This is a genomic window from Verrucosispora sp. WMMC514 (assembly GCF_027497295.1).
Classification (GTDB): domain Bacteria; phylum Actinomycetota; class Actinomycetes; order Mycobacteriales; family Micromonosporaceae; genus Micromonospora; species Micromonospora palythoicola.
On the sequence record NZ_CP114906.1, the window covers coordinates 2,757,775 to 2,774,863 of the forward strand.

Below are 17,089 nucleotides of genomic sequence, written 5' to 3' on the forward strand. Positions count from 1 at the left end.
GGCTTGCCAACGGTCCGTACCGTCCGCGACATGACCGCGACCGCCGAACCGTCGGCAGCCGTACCCCCGCCCCGGCCGCCGCGCCCCGGTACCGTCACCGTGGCCTTCTGGCTGCAACTGGCCACCGTGCTGATCCTGCTCGGCCTCGTCACCCTGCTGGTGTTGGCGGCGGTCGACTGGAACGACGCGATCGACAAGGCGCTGCGGCAGGTGCCCGACGCCGACCCGGACGAGGTACGCGCGGAGCGCTGGAACACCGTCATGATGGCGACGGTTTTCGGTGTGCCGGCCCTGCTGCTGGCGCTCTGGTTGGGGCTCACGTCAGGCTGGGTGCTCCGGGGCAGCAACACCGCCCGGGTGATGGTCTTCGTGGCCGGCGGCCTCCAACTGCTGCTCTGCGTCGTCCAGGGCTGTGCCGGCGCGTTCCTGGTCCCGTTCGGTCTGGCGTTCGCACTGACCGACGGGCCGTACGTCGACGAGACCTATCCGGAGGAGGTTCCGCCGCCGGACGACGAATTCTGGTCTGAGTCGAACTTCATGGAGGCCCTGTACGACCAGCCGAACGCGTTCGAGGTGTTCCTCCCGTTGACGGGTCTCGGTGTGCTGCTGGTGTTCCTGCTCACGGCGGCGGTGGTGCTGCTGCTGGCGCTGCCGCCGGCGCACCGCTGGTTCGTGCCCCGCACCGACCCCGCGCCGGCCTGGCCGCTGCCCGGGCGCGAAATACCGAACGCCTACCTGGTCGGCTACCCCGTGCCCATGGGCCACCCCGCCCATCCCGCGCCGTACGGTCACGCACCGCAGCCCGGGTATCCGCCGGGTTATCCGTCACCGCCCTGGTATGGGGCCCCTGATGCGGGGTATGCGATGCCCGGGTACCGCGTGCCCGGTCCGGACCCGGCCGGGCACTTCCCGCACCAGGCGGCCCCGCCGACCGACCCGCAGACTCCGCCTGATCCACCCACGTCGGACGGGTCGGCGGCCCCCGGCGGTGGTGAGCCGGGCGGTGCGGGTTCCGGCGGGGTGGATCAGGCCGACCGGTAGCCGGGTGGCGGCGGGCGCCACCTGCCCGGATCATGGTCGACGTCTCCGCCGAACTGTCTCGGGAGGTGACCGGTGGACGGGACGACGGTGTACCTGGTGGCCGGCTGCCTGGCCGGGCTGGCCGTCGCCGGGTTCGCGCTGCGTTGGTGGCGTGGCCGGTCGACGGCGGACCGTCGCCCGCAGCAGGGGCACGGCGGCGGGCAGCGACGTGACCCGAGGCGGATCGAGGTCGGGGACATCGTCGAGATCGGTGACGCCAGCTATGCCGTGCGGGGGTCGATCCGCTTGGTGGAGGGCGAGTGGAGGTGGGCCGAGCACCTCCTCGACGACCTGGACGAGCACGGTGGTCGGCGTCGGCTCTCGGTCGCCGAGAGCCCCGCGTTCGAACTGGTGCTGTGGGAGTCGGCGCCGCGTGACGCGACCGTCACGCCGGGGGCGCCGGTGGTGAGGTCCGGCGGGCGGAGCTACAGCTGGCACGAGTCGGGCCAGGCTCGGTACACCGCATCCGGATCCATCGGACTGACGCCGAGCGGCACCATGCGCTACCACGACTATCGGGCCCCGGGCGGGGCGCGGCTGACCTTCGAGGCGTACGGCGAGGCGGGCTGGGAGATGGCCCGTGGTGAACGGCTGGACGGCGACGGGGTGACCGTCCACCCGCAGAGCGACTCCTGAGCGGGGGCAACGGCCTTCTGATCGATCCCGACCGACCGGCTGGCCGGTGACGCGCCCACCGGTCGGCGTCGCGTCGTGCCGGAATGGCCCGTTGCCGATACGGTGAAGCGCGTTCCAGGAAGGGAGAAAGATGGTCGATCCTCAGAACACCCCGGCCCGGTCGCGACCGGGCGTGGTGACGATATCCACCTACCTGCTGTTGCTGTTCGCGATCTGCCAACTGATCAGCGTGATCATCTCGCTGTCCACCATCGGCACCGTCCGCGACGTGATGGAGGACGCCTACCGCGACTCCACCGTCGAGGGGGCGCAGAACGTCGCCGACGTCGTGGTCCTCGTCAGCGTCGGCACCGCCATTTTCCTGCTGGTGGCGGCGTTCGCGCTGTTCGGCCTGGGACTGCTGAACCTGCGCGGCAAGAACGGCGCCCGGATCGCCACCTGGATCGTCGGTGGCATCCTCTTCTGCTGCATCGGGTTCGGCCAGCTGAGCGGGTTCGCCGGCAACCTGGGCACGCCCGGCGACACCAGCGGTGACATGCCCAGCGGTGAGGAGATCCAGCGCCGGCTGGAAGACGCGTTGCCCAGCTGGACCACCCCGGTCAGCATCCTGCTCGGGGTGATCAGCCTGATCTCGCTGCTGGTGGCGCTGATCCTGCTGGCACTGCCGAAGGCGAACGAGTTCTTCCGCAAGCCGACCCAGCAGTGGGAGCCGCCGACGCCCGGCGGTGCGTACCCGAGCCAGCCCGGCTATCCGCCGGCCCCCGGTTACCCGGGCACCACGCCGGGCGAGCCCGGTTACCCGGCCACCCCGCAGCAGCCGGCCGAGCCCGGCTATCCGCCGGCCACCGGTGGCCAGCCAGCGGCCGGCGACCCGGGCGGCCAGCCGAGCGGGCAGACCCCGCCGGCCGACGGTCCGGAGCAGCCCGGCACGCAGCCGCCCACCGACCGCCCCGGCTGACCCTCGGTGGCTAGTGCGGTGTCCAGAAACGTTCACCGGGCCGCGCCCGGTCCAGCCGACGACCGGCGGCGTTGGAGTCGGGCCTGGATACAACACCGGTATCCAGGCCCGACTCCGCCTTGCCGGATCGCCGCCTGGACCTCGCCGCGACACCGCCAACGTTCCTGGACACCGCACTAGGTGCGGGTGCCGGCGTCCCTGGCCGGTCGTCGCCTGAAACTCGGCTCGCCCCGGAACGTCGACACCCGCGTACGGCACGACCGCGACGGTCCCTTCCGAGTAGGTTGCTTCCGAACGCCTACCGGAGGGACTTGTCGTGTCGTACCCCGAACAGGCACCGGCCCGCCGGCCGGCGGTGGTCGTGCTGGCGGCGGTGACGCTTGTGGTGATGGCGCTCGGCGCGCTCGCGTTCGCGGCAACCGGGCTGGCGACGGTCAGCGGCACGGCGGACCGGTTCCGCGCGACGGCCGACGCCGACGCCGACCCCGCTCAGGTCGACGCGGTGGTGGCGCTGATACGCGCCTCGGTCGTGGTGTCGGCGGTGCTGAGCATCCTCGCCGGCCTGCTCCTCGTCGGCCTCGCGCTGGGCCTGGCCGCCCGCCTGCCGGCGGCTCGGGTGGCGACCTGGGTGGTCGCCGGGCTGGGCATGTGCTGTGGGTGTGGTGGGCTGGCCACGCTTGTCGTGCAGCGCGCGACGCCCCTCGATCTCGGTGACGACCGGGCGACCGCCGAACTGCTCGCTCTGGTGCCGGACGCCCACCCGTCCTGGTGGATTCCGCTCACCGTCACCCTTTCGATCGCCCAGGTGCTCGGTTACCTTGTGGTAGCCGTGCTGCTGGCGCTGCCTGCGGCCAACGCCTGGTTCCGGCGTCGGCCGGCACCCCAGGGGTCCACAGCTCCGTACCAGCCGCCCACCGCAGCGTTCGGACACCCGCCGGCACCGTCCCCCTACCCGCCGCCGGCACCGCCGTACCAGCCCTACCCGCCGCCCGGGGCGCCGCCGTCGCCCCCGTACCCACCGAGGTGATGTCGCCCGTGACGCCCCAACCGACGACCGAACGATGGGCGTTGATCACCGGGGCGACGGCGGGCATCGGGGCGGCGTTCGCCACCCGCCTCGCCGCCGACGGATGGCACCTGGTGCTGGTCGCCCGGGACGGCACCCGGCTGGCGGCCCAGGCCGCCGAGTTGACCGGTCGGCACGGCGTGCAGACCGAGACCATCACCGCCGACCTGTCCACCGACGACGGCTGCGCCGCGGTCGAACGTCGGCTGGCTGACGGGCCGCCCGTCGAGCTGCTCGTCAACAACGCCGGCATCAGTCTCAACAAGCCCTTCCTCCGGTCGTCCGTCCAGGACGAGACCCGACTGCTGCGGCTGAACGTCCACGCGGTGCTTCGGCTCACCCTCGCCGCGCTGGCCACGATGACCGAACGGCGCAGCGGCGCAGTGATAAATGTCTCTTCCGTCGCGGGTTTCGGCGCGGTGATGCCCGGATCGACGTACTCGGCCAGCAAGGCGTGGGTCACCAACTTCAGCGAGTCGGTCGGGCAGTCCGCCCGCTCCTTCGGCGTACGGGTGATGGCCCTCTGCCCGGGCTACACCCGCACCGAGTTCCACAAGCGAGCCGGCATCGACATGTCGAAAACCCCCGGGTGGATGTGGCTCCAAGCCACCGACGTGGTCGACGAGGCCCTCCGTGACCTGCACAAAGGCAAGTTGGTGAGCGTTCCGTCGTGGAAGTACAAGCTCGCCGTGGCGGGACTGCGGCACGCTCCGCGCCGGCTGCTCGACGTCGTCTCCCGAGACACCCGAGGCCGCATCGGCCGCGACCGCGGCTGACCGGCGGCCCGGTTGGTCGGCCGCCCGGCGGGGAGGAAGACATGACTCGATCCGCCGTAATGATCGACGTAGGGTAACCGGACATCGCCACTCATCGGTCCACCGGAGGGGTTGACCGGCGTGGCCCGCACACCCGGCCCACAGACTTGCGCAGTACCCTCTATCGCCATGGGGGACCACGACGACCTGCGTAAATTCATCTCCGACCTGGCTGTGGTCCATGGCCGGGTGGTGCTCTCCTCCGGGCGGGAGGCCGACTGGTATGTCGATCTGCGTCGCGTCACGCTGCATAACCGGGCGGCACCGTTGGTGGGACGGGTGATGCGAGAGCTGACCGCCGACTGGTCGTACGGCGCGGTGGGCGGTCTGACCCTGGGTGCCGACCCGATCGCCTTCGCGATGCTGCACACCGCCGGGCGTCCGTTGGACGCGTTCGTGGTCCGCAAGGCAGGCAAGGCGCACGGGTTGCAACGTCGGATCGAGGGACCCGACGTCGCCGGCCGTCGGGTGCTGGCGGTGGAGGACACCTCCACCACCGGGGGAAGTGTGCTGACCGCCGTCGAGGCCCTTCGCGAGGCCGGGGCCGAGGTCGTGGGGGTGGCGGTTATCGTTGATCGTGGTGCCGGCGACGCGGTGCGAGCCGCCGGATTGCCCTATCGGGCGGCCTATACGTTGGCTGACCTCGGCCTTGTGGCGTAAAAGTCTGCCGATTCGGATCTGCTGATATGCAGGCGGATCGATGCTGCTGGTGGAAGGATGGAATACGTGGGAACTGCGTTGGCCGAAATGACTATGCCTCAGATCTCGCCGCTTGCCGGCGAGCCGATCGAACGCGCCGACGCCGAGCGGCTGGCGGGGGTCCTCAAGGCCCTTGCCGACCCCGCCCGGCTGCGGCTGCTCAGCCTGATCCAGTCGGCACCGGAGGGCGAAGCGTGCGTGTGTGACCTCACCGCGCCGCTCGGCCTCTCCCAGCCGACGGTCAGCCACCACCTCCGAATCCTCACCGAGGCCGGCTTGCTCGAACGGGAGAAGCGCGGTGTGTGGGCCTACTACCGGTTGGTCCCGACCGCGATCGCCACGATCGCCGACCTGCTGACCCCGCCGCGCAAGCGGGCCACCAAAAAGGCTCGCTGAACCGGAACCGCTTGGTGGCGGCCCAGCCGGGCAGCCACCAAGCGGTGGTTTCAGCGGACGTGCGGCGTCTCGTACGTCTCCTCGGTGAGATCCCGGGCGGCCCGGCGTAGCCGGCGACGCTCGGCGATGATCATTGCCGCGACCACGGCGACGCCGATCAGGAACAGCGCCACAATGGACAGCACGTGGTCGCCCGGCGCGTGCAGGGCCCGGTCCTCGGACTGCCACGGCCACAGCGCCCGCAGGCTGCCCAGGATCACGCCGGCCATCACCGCCAGAGTCATCCGGCGGTGCTGCTCGAGCAGCCACTGGAGCAGCTTGACGAAGAGCGCCAGACCGATGACCATCCCGGTGGCGAAGATCGCCAGGTAGCCGAAGTCGCGGTCGTTGACGGCGCTGATCGTCGGCTCGTACAGGCCGATGGTGAGCAGCAGGAACGACCCGGAGACCCCGGGCAGCACCAGGGCGCAGACCGCGACCGCCGCCGCGACCAGCACGACCAGCGGGTGCGGTTCGATGGTGGCCTGCGGCAGTCCGGTCAGCACGAACGCCGCGACCCCGGCGACGATCAGCGCGACCACCTCCGGCCCCCGCCACGGCTTGCCGACCATCGAGATCGGCACCAGCACGGAGGCGAAGACCAGCCCGAGGAAGAGTCCCCGGGTCTGCTCCGGATGGTCGGCCAGCAGCGGTTCGAGCAGCTTCGCCGCGATCAGCAGGCCGGGCAGCATGCCGATCAGCAGCGGGACGACCACCTCCCAGTGCACCTGCCGTAGCTGGTGCCCCGCCCGCGTCCACCCGTGCCCGCGCGGGACGTCGGTCACCGCGTACCGCACCGTGTTCACCAGATGCCCGGCGGATGCGATGACCCGCTCGTAGACGCCGGTCACCAGCGCGATCGTCCCGCCGCTGACCCCTGGCACGGCCTCGGCCACGCCGATGGCCGCGCCGCGCAGGACATGGCCTACCCGTTCGCCCAATGCCATGAAGATTCCGTTCCGTGAATCGCTCGATCACTGGCCCGTGTGGCGTCCGCCACGGTCAATCAGGCTACCGGGGGCTCGGTCGCCCGCCCGGCCAGGTCACAGCCGTGGGTCGACCGGCTCCGACTCGCAGGCCAGGATCGCGAAGACCAACTCGTGGCGGCGCCACAACGGGGCACCGTCGACCAGGGCGTCCAGGGCTGCCAGGCCGAGCGCGTGCTCGCGCAGTGCCAGGCCCCGCTTGCGGCCCAACGACCGACGCCGCAGCACGGCCAACTGCTCGGGCTCGGTGTACTCGGGACCGTAGATGATCCGGAGATACTCCCGGCCTCGGCACTTGATGCCAGGCTGGAGCAGCGAGCCCCGCTCGCTGCGGGCGGCCGGACCCGCGTACGGCTTGACGACCATGCCCTCGCCGCCGGTCCCGGTCAGCGCCAGCCACCAGTCGGTCGCCTCCCGTACCGAGCCGTCGTCGGACAGGTCGACGATTCGACGCCGGGTGGGCGTGAAGAACTCCGGGTCGGCCGCGCAGAGCCGGTCGGCCAACGCCAGGTGCCAGCCGTGATCCCGGTCGCTGTGGCTGGCCTTCGCCCCGGCGAGCACCGCGAACGGCGCGAGCCGCACCCCGCGCAGCCCGTCGGTCGGGCCCACGTACGCCCGGTACGCGGCCGTGTAGGCCGACACGTCGTCGCGGCGGCGGGCCATCCGGTCGCGTAGCTCGGCCACGTCGAGTCCGCGCCCGATCGCCGCGTCCAGCGTCGCCACCGCCACCGGCAGGCCGGCCCGGCCAGCCGCGCCGACCCCCGCGTACTGCTCGCGGATCAGGCCGGCGGCCTTGGCCGACCACGGCAGCAGCTCGCAGTCGAGCAGCAGCCAGTCGGTCGCCAACTCGTCCCAGAGCCCGGCACCGGTCACCGCCGCGCGTACCCGGTCCAGCAGCTCCGTGTCCAGCGGCTCACCGAAGAACGGCCGACCCGTGCGGGTGTGCACGACCCCGCCGCCCGGACCGAACGGACCACCGTCCGGCGCCCGGCAGACCAGCACCACGGCCCGGGAGCCCATGTGCTTCTCCTCGCACACGACCCGGTCCACACCGGCCGCCCGGTAGTCGGCGAACGCCTCCGCCGGATGTTCCAGGTAGCCGTCCAACTGCGACGTCGAGCAGGGCGCCATGGTCGGCGGCAGCCACACCAGCCGGCGCGGGTCGACCGCGAAGCGGCTCATCACCTCCAACGCGGCAGCGGCGTTCTCCGCCGGCACGGTCAGCGAGCCGTACGCGTGCTCCAGGTGCCGGCGACCGGTCACGTCGGTCAACTCGAGCACTTCGTCGGGCCTGGCCGGCGCGGCGGTCAGCGGCCGGACCGGGGCGTACCACTCGCGCTCCGCCGGCACCGAGACCAGTTCCCGCTCCGGGTAGCGCAGCGCGGTCAGCCGGCCGCCGAAGACGCAGCCGGTGTCGATGCAGATGGTGTTGTTCACCCACTCCGGCTCGGGGGTGGGGGTGTGGCCGTAGACGACCATCGCCGAACCCCGGTACTCCCGGGCCCACGGGTAGCGCACCGGCAGGCCGTACTCGTCGGTCTCGCCGGTGGTCTCGCCGTACAACGCGAACGCGCGTACCCGCCCGGAGGCCCGGCCCTGGTACTCCTCCTTCAGCCCGGCGTGCGCCACCACCAGCCGGCCGCCGTCGAGCACGTAGTGGCTGACCAGTCCGTCGACAAAGGCGGCCACCTCGGCGGTGAACTCCGCCGGCTCCGCGTCCAGCTGCGCCAGCGTCTCGGCCAGACCGTGCGCCACCTTGACGTTGCGACCGCGCAGCTTGCGCAGCAGCTTCTGCTCGTGGTTGCCGGGCACGCAGAGCGCGTGCCCGGCGGTGACCATGCCCATCACCAGGCGGAGCACCCCGGGCGAGTCCGGGCCGCGGTCCACCAGGTCGCCGACGAACACGGCGGTACGCCCCGACGGATGCGTCGCGTCCACCGCCCGGCCGGCGTCGTCGCGGTGCAGCCGCCAGCCCAACCGGGTCAACAGCGCCTCCAGCTCGAACCGGCAGCCGTGCACGTCACCGACGATGTCGAACGGCCCGGTCAGCTCGCGCCGGTCGTTGAACAGCCGCTCGTAGCGGATCTCGGCGGCCTCGATCTCCTCGGTTCCGCGCAGCACGTGCACCTTGCGGAAGCCCTCCCGCGCCAGCTGACCGTAGCTGCGCCGCAGGTCCCGGGACATCCGGCCGAGCACCTGCCGGCCGAAGGTGCGGTCGGACCTGGCCTCGGTACGCTCCCAGGCCAGCGCCTCCGGCACGTCCAGCACGATCGCCACCGGCAGCACGTCGTGTTCCCGGGCCACCCGGACCAGGGCGGCTCGGGCGTGCGGCTGAAGATTCGTCGCGTCGACCACGGTCAGCCGGCCAGCGCGCAGCCGCTTGCCGGCCACGTAGTGCAGCGCGTCGAAGGCCTCCGCCGAGGCGGACTGGTCGTTCTCGTCGTCGGCGACCATCGCCCGGAAGGCATCGGAGGAGAGGACCTGGCTGGACGCGAAATGCCGGCCGGCGAATGTCGACTTGCCGGAGCCGGAGATGCCGACCAGCGCCACCAGGGCCAGCTCGGGAATGTCCAGGACGGTCATCGGGCTGCCTCCGCACGGGTGAACACGGCCAGCTGGGTGGGTGCGCCGGTCTCCGGATCGTCCGGGCCGACGCCGTGCACCACGGCCGTGTAGCCGTACGTCGCACCGACCCGCCGCACCCAGTCGGCGAATTCGGCGCGGGTCCACTCGAACCGGTGGTCGGCATGCCGGAACGCGCCGGCGGGCAATCCCTCGTAGCGCACGTTGTGCTCCACGTTCGGCGTTGTCACCACGACCGTCGTCGGTCGGGCGTAGCCGAAGACGGCATCCTCCAACGCCGGCAGCCGGGGCGGGTCGACGTGCTCGACGACCTCCATCAGCACCGCCGCGTCGTACCCGCACAGCCGCTCGTCGCGGTAGGTCAACGCGGACTGCCGGAGCGTGACCCGGGTGCGCTGGCGTTCCGGCAGCCGGTCCAGTCGCAGCCGCCGCGCGGCCAGGGTGAGGGCCTGGGTGGAGACGTCGCTGCCGACCATCTCGGTGAACCGTCGGTCACCGATCAGCGTGGCCAGTAGCGCACCCCCGCCGCAGCCAAGGTCCAGCACCCGGTGGGCGCCCGCGTCGACAAGGGCGGTGTGCACCGCCTGCCGGCGGAGGGCGGCCAGCGACGCCCGGGGCGCCGGCTCGGCCGGCACCGCATCCGCCAACTCGTCGTCGGCGGTCGGCTCGTCGGTGGGCGCTGGGCGTCCAGCCGTTCCAGTGCGGTGCCCGCCAACGCCCGCCGGTGCGCCAGGTAGCGTCGGATGATCAACCCGCGCTCCGGGTGGTCGGCCAGCCAACCCGCGCCGGCCCGCAGCAACTTGTCCACCTCGTCCGGTGCCACCCAGTAGTGCTTCGCGTCGTCCAGCACGGGTAGCAGTACGTACAGGTGGTTGAGCGCGTCGGCGACCCGCAGCGTGCCGGTGAGGGTCAGGTCCACGTAGCGGCTGTCGCCCCACTGCGGGTGCAGCTCGTCGAGCGGAATGGCGGTGGCGGTGACCGCCCAGCCGAGCGGACCGAACACCCGCTCCGCCACGTCGGCCCCACCACGGCAGCGCAGCACCGGCACCCGCACCTCCAGCGGAATGCCTCGGGCGGCTAGCTCGGGACGTTCCTTGGAGGCGCCGCGCAGCGCCGAGCGGTACACCTTCGACAGTGCCGAGGCGAGCAGGCTGGACGCGGCGTACGGCCGGTCGTTGACGTACCGCCCGAGGGTGAAGCTCTCCGGGGCGGTGGTCGACTTCCGGCCGCGACCCCGGGCGGCGGCCAGCTTCAACGGATCGACGTCGAGCAGCAGCGCGGCCGTGCAGCGCTGCTCGTCGGCTTCCGGGTAGAAGACGTGCGCGGTGCCGACGGGCACGTCGAAGGCGTGCACCCGGTCGGGGTGCTTGATCAGCAGGTGACCGAGGTCCGTCGCCGGCTGGTGCGTCGTGGTGAGGGTGAGCAGCACCCGCCCATGGTGTCAGCTCTCCCGATCTTGCGCCGTCCTGTTTTTTCGGTGGTTGCGGTGGGGGTTTGCGGGGCAGCCCCACCCGCTCCGGGCGGTCAGGCTTGATCCCTGCGCGGGTGGGGCTGCCCCGCAAACCCGTCGGGTCCGGCTTGCAGCGGCGGTGCCGGTTTGTCATGGGGGTGGTGGGCGGTCTGTGCGGCAGGGATGGAACGGGTGGCGAAGTGCCGACCGTTCCGGGTGAAGTCCGGCCGGAGGGTTGGTCAGCGGTAGTCGTCCTCGTCGGCGCCGACCACGCGGGCCTGCTCCATGGCGTCCCAGTCGTCGACCTCCAGGCCACGGTGCGGCTCGACGTCGACCTGGCTCGGGTCGACCACGGCGGCCTGCTCGACGGCGTCGGCCGGCTCGGCCTCCAGGTCACGCTCCTCCGGGCTCAGGTGGTCGCCGGGGGCGAAGTCCTCGTCGGGCTGGCCCATTCGATGCCTCCGGGATGTCGGCGGACGGGTACCCACCCACCGTACGGGTTGTGCCGGCGCGGTGCTGGCAACCGGCCGGCCGCCGAGCCGTCGAGGGTACGCCGCCCTCGCGGTCGAGTCGGCCGAATCGACCCACCGGCGGCAGTCGCCGGTGCCAGGATGGTTGCCGTGGGCTTCCTCATCCGACTGGCGGCGACCGCCATCGCACTGTGGATCACCACGCTGATCGTGCCCGGGGTCGAGGTGACCGGGCGCACCGGCTACGACACGGCGTTCACCCTGCTCGTCGTGGCACTGATCTTCGGTCTGGTCAACGCGGTGCTCAAGCCGGTCATCAGGGTCGTGGGTTGTGTCTTCTACCTGCTGACCCTCGGCCTGTTCGCCCTGGTGGTCAACGCCCTGCTGTTCCTGCTGACCGACCGGATCGCCCGGGCGCTCGACCTGCCGTTCCAGGTGGACGGCTTCTGGGCGGCCTTCTGGGGAGCCATCGTGATGGCGGTGGTCACCTGGTTGATCAGCGTCGCGGTGCCGGATCCAGCGGACCGGCGGTGAACCGGCCCGGTTGTGCCGGTCGGGTGCCGCTACGGGATACTGCCCGCGGAGGACAGCGCGGTCCGGCGCAGCACGGTAGGACAGGCGGCCGCACGGCCGGCCCCCAAGGTAGGACAGGCGGCCGCACGGCCGGGCCCCTACGGAGAACAGCGGCCGTACGGCCGACAGCGGCAAGTAAGGAGCGTTCGACATGCCCATCGCTTCCCCCGAGGCTTACGCCGAGATGCTGGACCGCGCCAAGGCCGGCCGGTACGCGTACCCGGCGATCAACGTGACGTCCTCGCAGACGCTGAACGCGGCGCTCAAGGGCTTCGCCGACGCGGAGAGCGACGGCATCATCCAGGTCTCCACCGGTGGTGCGGAGTACCTTTCCGGCCCCTCGGTCAAGGACATGGTCACCGGTGCGGTGGCGTTCGCCGCGTACGCGCACGAGGTGGCCAAGAAGTACCCGGTCAACATCGCCCTGCACACCGACCACTGCCCGAAGGACAAGCTGGACAAGTTCGTCCGGCCGCTGATGGCCATCTCCCAGGAGCGGGTGAAGGCCGGCCAGGAGCCGCTGTACCAGTCGCACATGTGGGACGGCTCGGCCGTGCCGGTGGCGGAGAACCTGGAGATCGCGGCTCAGCTGCTCGACGAGGCGGCCAAGGGCAAGATCGTCCTGGAGATCGAGGTCGGTGTCGTCGGCGGCGAGGAGGACGGCGTCGAGAACGCCATCAACGACAAGCTCTACACCACCGTCGAGGACGGTCTGGCCATGGTCGAGGCGCTCGGCCTGGGCGAGAAGGGCCGCTACATGGCGGCGCTGACCTTCGGCAACGTGCACGGCGTCTACAAGCCGGGCAACGTCAAGCTCCGCCCGGAGATCCTCAACCAGATCCAGGAGGCGGTCGGCGCCAAGCACGGCAAGGAGAAGCCGCTCAGCCTGGTCTTCCACGGCGGCTCCGGTTCGCTGCTGTCGGAGATCCGCGAGGCGCTGGACTACGGCGTGGTGAAGATGAACATCGACACCGACACCCAGTACGCCTTCACCCGTCCGGCGGCGGACCACATGCTCCGCAACTACGACGGCGTGCTCAAGGTCGACGGCGAGGTCGGCAACAAGAAGATGTACGACCCGCGGGTGTGGGGCAAGGCCGCCGAGGCGGGCATGGCCACCCGCGTGGCGGAGGCCTGCGAGCACCTGCGCTCCACCGGCACCACGATGACCAAGTGACGAACTGACGTCGCCCGGACGGCGGCCGGCTCCGACTCGGGGCCGGCCGCCGTGCCGTCGCAGCCGAACTTCCTCACCTCGTCAGCAGGCGGGCCGCCTCGTGGACGTCGTCGGTCAGGTGCACGGTGTCCGACAGATCCCCGAAGGGGGAGGCGGCCAGCAGCGGGCGCAGCAGCGACTCCACCGGCAGCTCCGTCGTCCAGTACGCGCGGTCCAGGAAGACGTACGCGCCGCTGGCGCCGTCGGTGCCGTAGTAGGTCTTGGTGGCCGCCTGGAACACCTCCTGCACGGTTCCCGCCCGGCCGGGGGCGAAGACGATGCCGCCCCGGGCCAGTCGCAGGATGGTGTCCTCCCGGATGGCGTTGGAGAAGTACTTGGCGATCCGGCCCGCGAACAGGTTCGCCGGCTCGTGCCCGTACAGCCAGGTCGGCACGGCGAGTCCACCGCAGCCCGCCCAGTCCAGGTCACCGGTGGTCAGCGCGGCCGAGTCGGCCCGATAGGCGGTCACCGGCTCGGTGCCGTTCGCCGGCGGCGCGACCGACCGGCCGAAGAGTTCCCGTACCCGCAGCGCCGCCGCCGTGTAGCGGTCGTGGTCGGTGTAGTCCGGCGCGGCGGCGAGCAGGTCGATGGCCGCGGTGAGGTCCTCCGCCGGGCGGGTCGACAGGTACGCACCCAGGTTCGCGGCCTCCATCACCCCCGGCCCGCCACCGGTGACCACCAGCCGGTGCGCCCGCGCGAGTTCCCGGCCGAGCACCGCGGCCATCCGGTACGGCTGACTGCCCCGGCGGACCGCGTGCCCGCCCATCACCCCGACCACCGACTGCGGCCCGTGCGTGGTCAGCCAGGCCCGGGTGGCGTCGGCCAGCGCGTTGTCCACCCCGTGGTCGTGCAGCCGCTGGCCGAGCGCCTCCCGGACGTCGGGCAGTGCGCCACCGTGCGCCCGGAAGTGCGCGTACACCCGGGTGTCGTACATCGCCGCGAACCCGCCCTCGGTGAAGCCGGCGGCAAGTTCCTCCGGCGTGTAGAGGTGCGACGGCTGGGTCGGGTACGGCAGCCCGGAGAACGGCGGCACCACGTTGGCGCCGCGCCGGACCAGGTCGGCGCCGACCCGCCGGGAGGCGAAACGGCAGCCGACGAAGAGCGTTCCGGCCACCTCGACCCCGGTGAGGTCGGGAGGCTCCAGGTCCAGTCGGAGCCCCTGCACGGTGAGCCCGACCAGGCTGCCGGTGGCCAGTCGCCGGTCGAACTCCGCCCGGGTCTGGATCTCGTCGGTCCAGGTGTGCGGCTCGATGACGTCCGCGGGAGGTGGGGTCGGCATCGGGTCATCCTGCCGGGCGGGCGCAACGCCGTGGACGTGACCCCGGGCGACCCGGTGATGAGACGGGAGCCCGGCGGCCTGGCCGGGCTCCCGCGTTCCGGTTCCTGGGGAGGCTCCGGATCCATAGTTGTAGTGGATGCGACCCGGCGACGGCATGGGCCGCAGGCGTGACCGACCTCTCGGCCGTTCAGCCGACCGGCTCGCCGGACCCCCTCGCGGGCCGCCGTGCGAAGCGGGTTGAATGGGACGATGCAGAACCTCCTACCTGAGCCGCCCGCCACGCTCCTGCCCGCGCACGTCGAGGCCGACTCCGCGCTGGTCGCAGCCGAGCAGAGCGGCAGCGACGAGGCGTTCGCCGAGGTGGCGGCCCGGTACCCGACGCACAGCGCCGCGTGGGCGGCGCTCGCCGCCCGGGCGTTCGCCCAGGGCCAGGTCGTGCCGGCGTACGCGTACGCCCGTACCGGCTACCACCGGGGACTGGACCAGCTGCGCCGCAGCGGGTGGAAGGGGCACGGGCCGGTGCCGTGGTCGCACGAGCCCAACCGCGGCTTCCTGCGCTGCCTCTACGTGCTGTCCCGGGCGGCGGACGCGATCGCCGAGGCGGACGAGGCGGCCCGCTGCGCCCAGTTCCTCCGCGACTGCGACCCGGCCGCCGCCGACGCGCTGGCCAGCAACTGACGCGTGCCGGGCCTGACCACCCGCACCGGCTCCGACCCGTCGACGTGCCGCCGCCGGGCCCCGGGTACGCCCGGGCCGGCGGCGCGCGACGGTGGCCGCTACAGACCCTCGGCCACCGAAGCGGCGATCTTGAGCCAGGCGTCCCGGGTGGCGGTCGACAGGTGCGCGTAGCGCAGCGGCTCGCCGGTGTCGATGAGCCGCTCGTACGGCGCCAGCAGCACCGCCCGGGTACGCGCGGCGAAGTGTTCCTGGATCGCCGGCAGGTCGATCTCCTTGCGGGACGGTGGCATGGAGACCACCGTGACCGCCTGCCGGACCAGCCGGTGCCGTCCGCTCTGTTCCAGGTGGTCGAGCATCCGGGCGGCGGTCTCCGCCGAGTCGTTCCGGGCGGACATGGTGACCACCAGCTGGTCGGTGGCGTCCATGGCGGCCTGCCAGTTCTGTGCCCGGACGTTGTTCCCCGTGTCCACGAAGATCAACTTGTAGAACCGGCTGACCACCTCGCGGATCTCGCCGAAGGCGGCGGCGGTGAGCATCTCACCGCCGGTGGCCGACTCGTCGGAGGCGAGCACGTCGAACATCCCCTCGCCCTGTGAGCGGACGTACTGGGACAGGTCGCCGACCCGCCCCTGCGCGCCGTGGAACTGGCCGAGATCCCGGAGCAGGTCCCGGACCGTACGCGAATGGAAGTCCTGCTGGGCGCGCATGCCGAGGGTGCCCTGCGTCTCGTTGTTGTCCCAGGCCAGCACGTATCCACCGCGATTCTGACCGAAGGTCATCGCGAGCAGCAGGATGGCGACGGTCTTGCCGGCACCGCCCTTCGGGTTGACCACGGTGACCTGCCGCAGCCCACCGAAGTTGCGGCGCACCATCTCGATGTCCCGTTTGCGTTCCAGCTCGTGCCGGCCCGGCGGGAGCTTCACCAGGCCCGTCTTGTTGACCACGGCGCGGAGCCCGGTCGTCGCGACCGGGTCGGCGGGGCGCACCTGCCGGCGGCGGGCGAAGTCCTCGGCGGTGGGCGCCGCAGCGGCCTCCGGATTCCAGGCCGGCTCCGGGTAGGCCGACGGCGCCGGTGGCGCGCTGTTGGTCTGCGGATAGGGCTGCTGGGGTGCCGGCGGCATGGTCGGCGGCGCGCCCTGCTGCCACGGCGCGGGATGCCAGGCCGGCTGTGGTGGGAACGGACCGGGAGGCGCCGGCGCGTACGACGGTGGGGCGGGCGGCTCGGGCTGCGGCGGCCCACCGGGTCCGGCATCCACCGGCTGCGGGCCGGCGGGTGGTGACGCGGGCGGCACCTCGGCGTCCGACGACACGGGCGGCAGCGGAGCACCGGGCTGCGGCACCGGGGCACTGCCGTGTTGTGGCACCGGGGCGCTGCCGTGCTGCGGCGCGACGAAGGGGTACGGGCCGGGTTGCTGGGGTGGCAGCGGCTGCGGAATCGGTGGTAGCGGTTGGGCCGGCCCGGCCCAGGTGGGGCGGGGCGGCCCGACCGAGGTTTCGGCGGACGCGACCGGGTCGGATCCGGGACGCTGCGGTGGATGTGCCCACGGCGACTCCGTCTGCGGTCGGGCCACCGGCTCCGGCCGGACCACCGGCGCAGCATCGTCGCCGGCACCGGTGTCGGCCACGTTCGCCGGGTCGTCCGCCAGGCCCTGGGGATCCGCGTCGGTCGGCCCGTCGTCCTGGGTGGGCGCGACGGCGGTGGGTGGGTCCAGGGTGAAGGGCAGGTCCAGATCGACCTGGCCGGGCCCGGGTCGGGGTGCCGGCTCCCAGCCGGTGGTGGTCGGCGCGCCGTTCGTCAACGACGGATAGTCCGCAGGCGACGGAGGTGCACCGGGCGCGTACGTCGGCCGTCCGGGGGCGTGCTGCGGCCCGGTAGTGGCGGGCCGGTACGCCGGTCCCGCGACCGAGGGCTGGTCGGTCGGCTGCGTGACCGGTGGCTGATCGGTCGGCTGCGCGGGCGACGGCGGCATGGGCGGAGGTGGCACGGTGGGCGGCACCGGCGGGGCAGCCCACGTCGGCGCGCCGAAGCCGTCGATCTGCTCCGGCGGCCAGAGTGGTTCGATGTCCCGTTCCGGCATGCCATGCTGGCCGGGCACGTGCACCCGGTCGGCGTTGTCGTCCACCACGGTGTCCTCCCCATTCCTCCTGACGAGGATAGGCCCAGT

Annotated in this window: 17 protein-coding genes; 10 read left to right on the forward strand and 7 right to left on the reverse strand. The window is 72.3% G+C overall.

Annotated elements, in window-relative coordinates:
• Positions 1–30 precede the first annotated feature (30 nt).
• The 7 genes from O7597_RS12325 to O7597_RS12355 all read left to right on the forward strand — a co-directional run bounded on the left by O7597_RS12325 (position 31) and on the right by O7597_RS12355 (position 5,650).
• Positions 31–1,041, forward strand: coding sequence for a hypothetical protein (locus O7597_RS12325; RefSeq protein ID WP_281582767.1), 1,011 nt, complete (start codon positions 31–33; stop codon positions 1,039–1,041).
• Positions 1,042–1,113: 72 nt separating this feature from the next.
• The gene (locus O7597_RS12330; RefSeq protein ID WP_269740439.1) at positions 1,114–1,716 is read left to right on the forward strand and encodes a DUF4178 domain-containing protein; all 603 of its coding nucleotides are present in this window, start codon (positions 1,114–1,116) and stop codon (positions 1,714–1,716) included.
• 130 nt (positions 1,717–1,846) lie between these two features.
• Complete coding sequence (locus tag O7597_RS12335; protein WP_269740438.1) at positions 1,847–2,674, forward strand: hypothetical protein; 828 nt, start codon at positions 1,847–1,849, stop codon at positions 2,672–2,674.
• 316 nt (positions 2,675–2,990) lie between these two features.
• Positions 2,991–3,701: a hypothetical protein gene (locus O7597_RS12340; RefSeq protein WP_281582768.1), complete on the forward strand. Its 711-nt coding sequence runs from the start codon at positions 2,991–2,993 to the stop codon at positions 3,699–3,701.
• Positions 3,701–4,516: an SDR family oxidoreductase gene (locus O7597_RS12345; RefSeq protein ID WP_269740436.1), complete on the forward strand. Its 816-nt coding sequence runs from the start codon at positions 3,701–3,703 to the stop codon at positions 4,514–4,516. The genes O7597_RS12340 and O7597_RS12345 overlap by 1 nt, the downstream gene beginning before the upstream one ends.
• 168 nt (positions 4,517–4,684) lie before the next feature.
• The gene (locus O7597_RS12350; protein ID WP_281582769.1) at positions 4,685–5,215 is read left to right on the forward strand and encodes an orotate phosphoribosyltransferase; all 531 of its coding nucleotides are present in this window, start codon (positions 4,685–4,687) and stop codon (positions 5,213–5,215) included.
• A gap of 57 nt (positions 5,216–5,272) precedes the next feature.
• On the forward strand, positions 5,273–5,650 hold the full coding sequence (locus O7597_RS12355) for a metalloregulator ArsR/SmtB family transcription factor (protein WP_007073957.1): 378 nt from the start codon (positions 5,273–5,275) through the stop codon (positions 5,648–5,650).
• 50 nt (positions 5,651–5,700) lie between these two features.
• On the opposite strand, the gene O7597_RS12360 is transcribed toward O7597_RS12355, so the two are convergent.
• From O7597_RS12360 to O7597_RS12380, 5 genes are all read right to left on the reverse strand, one after another.
• Positions 5,701–6,636, reverse strand: a complete 936-nt coding sequence (locus O7597_RS12360; RefSeq protein ID WP_281582770.1) for a DUF368 domain-containing protein — start codon at positions 6,634–6,636, stop codon at positions 5,701–5,703.
• A gap of 96 nt (positions 6,637–6,732) precedes the next feature.
• The gene (locus O7597_RS12365; protein ID WP_281582771.1) at positions 6,733–9,258 is read right to left on the reverse strand and encodes a polynucleotide kinase-phosphatase; all 2,526 of its coding nucleotides are present in this window, start codon (positions 9,256–9,258) and stop codon (positions 6,733–6,735) included.
• Entirely contained in the window at positions 9,255–9,803 is a 549-nt protein-coding gene (locus O7597_RS12370; RefSeq protein ID WP_281582772.1) for a methyltransferase, read from the reverse strand. The genes O7597_RS12365 and O7597_RS12370 overlap by 4 nt, the downstream gene beginning before the upstream one ends.
• Positions 9,758–10,687 (reverse strand): 3' terminal RNA ribose 2'-O-methyltransferase Hen1, encoded by a 930-nt coding sequence (locus O7597_RS12375; protein WP_281582773.1) that lies wholly within the window; start codon positions 10,685–10,687, stop codon positions 9,758–9,760. Before O7597_RS12375 ends, O7597_RS12370 begins: the two co-directional genes overlap by 46 nt.
• Before the next feature lie 260 nt (positions 10,688–10,947).
• Complete coding sequence (locus O7597_RS12380) at positions 10,948–11,160, reverse strand: hypothetical protein (RefSeq protein WP_093403775.1); 213 nt, start codon at positions 11,158–11,160, stop codon at positions 10,948–10,950.
• A gap of 159 nt (positions 11,161–11,319) precedes the next feature.
• On the opposite strand from O7597_RS12380, the gene O7597_RS12385 reads away from it, so the two are divergent.
• Together O7597_RS12385 and fbaA are read left to right on the forward strand one after the other, a co-directional pair.
• Positions 11,320–11,712, forward strand: coding sequence for a phage holin family protein (locus O7597_RS12385; protein ID WP_269740431.1), 393 nt, complete (start codon positions 11,320–11,322; stop codon positions 11,710–11,712).
• Positions 11,713–11,902: 190 nt separating this feature from the next.
• On the forward strand, positions 11,903–12,928 hold the full coding sequence (gene fbaA, locus O7597_RS12390; RefSeq protein ID WP_281582774.1) for a class II fructose-bisphosphate aldolase: 1,026 nt from the start codon (positions 11,903–11,905) through the stop codon (positions 12,926–12,928).
• 73 nt (positions 12,929–13,001) lie between these two features.
• Here fbaA and O7597_RS12395 read toward each other — a convergent pair whose 3' ends face one another.
• Positions 13,002–14,246 (reverse strand): hypothetical protein, encoded by a 1,245-nt coding sequence (locus tag O7597_RS12395; RefSeq protein ID WP_281582775.1) that lies wholly within the window; start codon positions 14,244–14,246, stop codon positions 13,002–13,004.
• 249 nt (positions 14,247–14,495) lie between these two features.
• Here O7597_RS12395 and O7597_RS12400 point away from each other — a divergent pair, with 249 nt between their 5' ends.
• The gene (locus O7597_RS12400; protein ID WP_269740428.1) at positions 14,496–14,924 is read left to right on the forward strand and encodes a DUF3151 domain-containing protein; all 429 of its coding nucleotides are present in this window, start codon (positions 14,496–14,498) and stop codon (positions 14,922–14,924) included.
• A gap of 98 nt (positions 14,925–15,022) precedes the next feature.
• On the opposite strand, the gene O7597_RS12405 is transcribed toward O7597_RS12400, so the two are convergent.
• Positions 15,023–17,050, reverse strand: a complete 2,028-nt coding sequence (locus tag O7597_RS12405; RefSeq protein WP_281582776.1) for a chromosome partitioning protein — start codon at positions 17,048–17,050, stop codon at positions 15,023–15,025.
• Positions 17,051–17,089 lie beyond the last annotated feature (39 nt).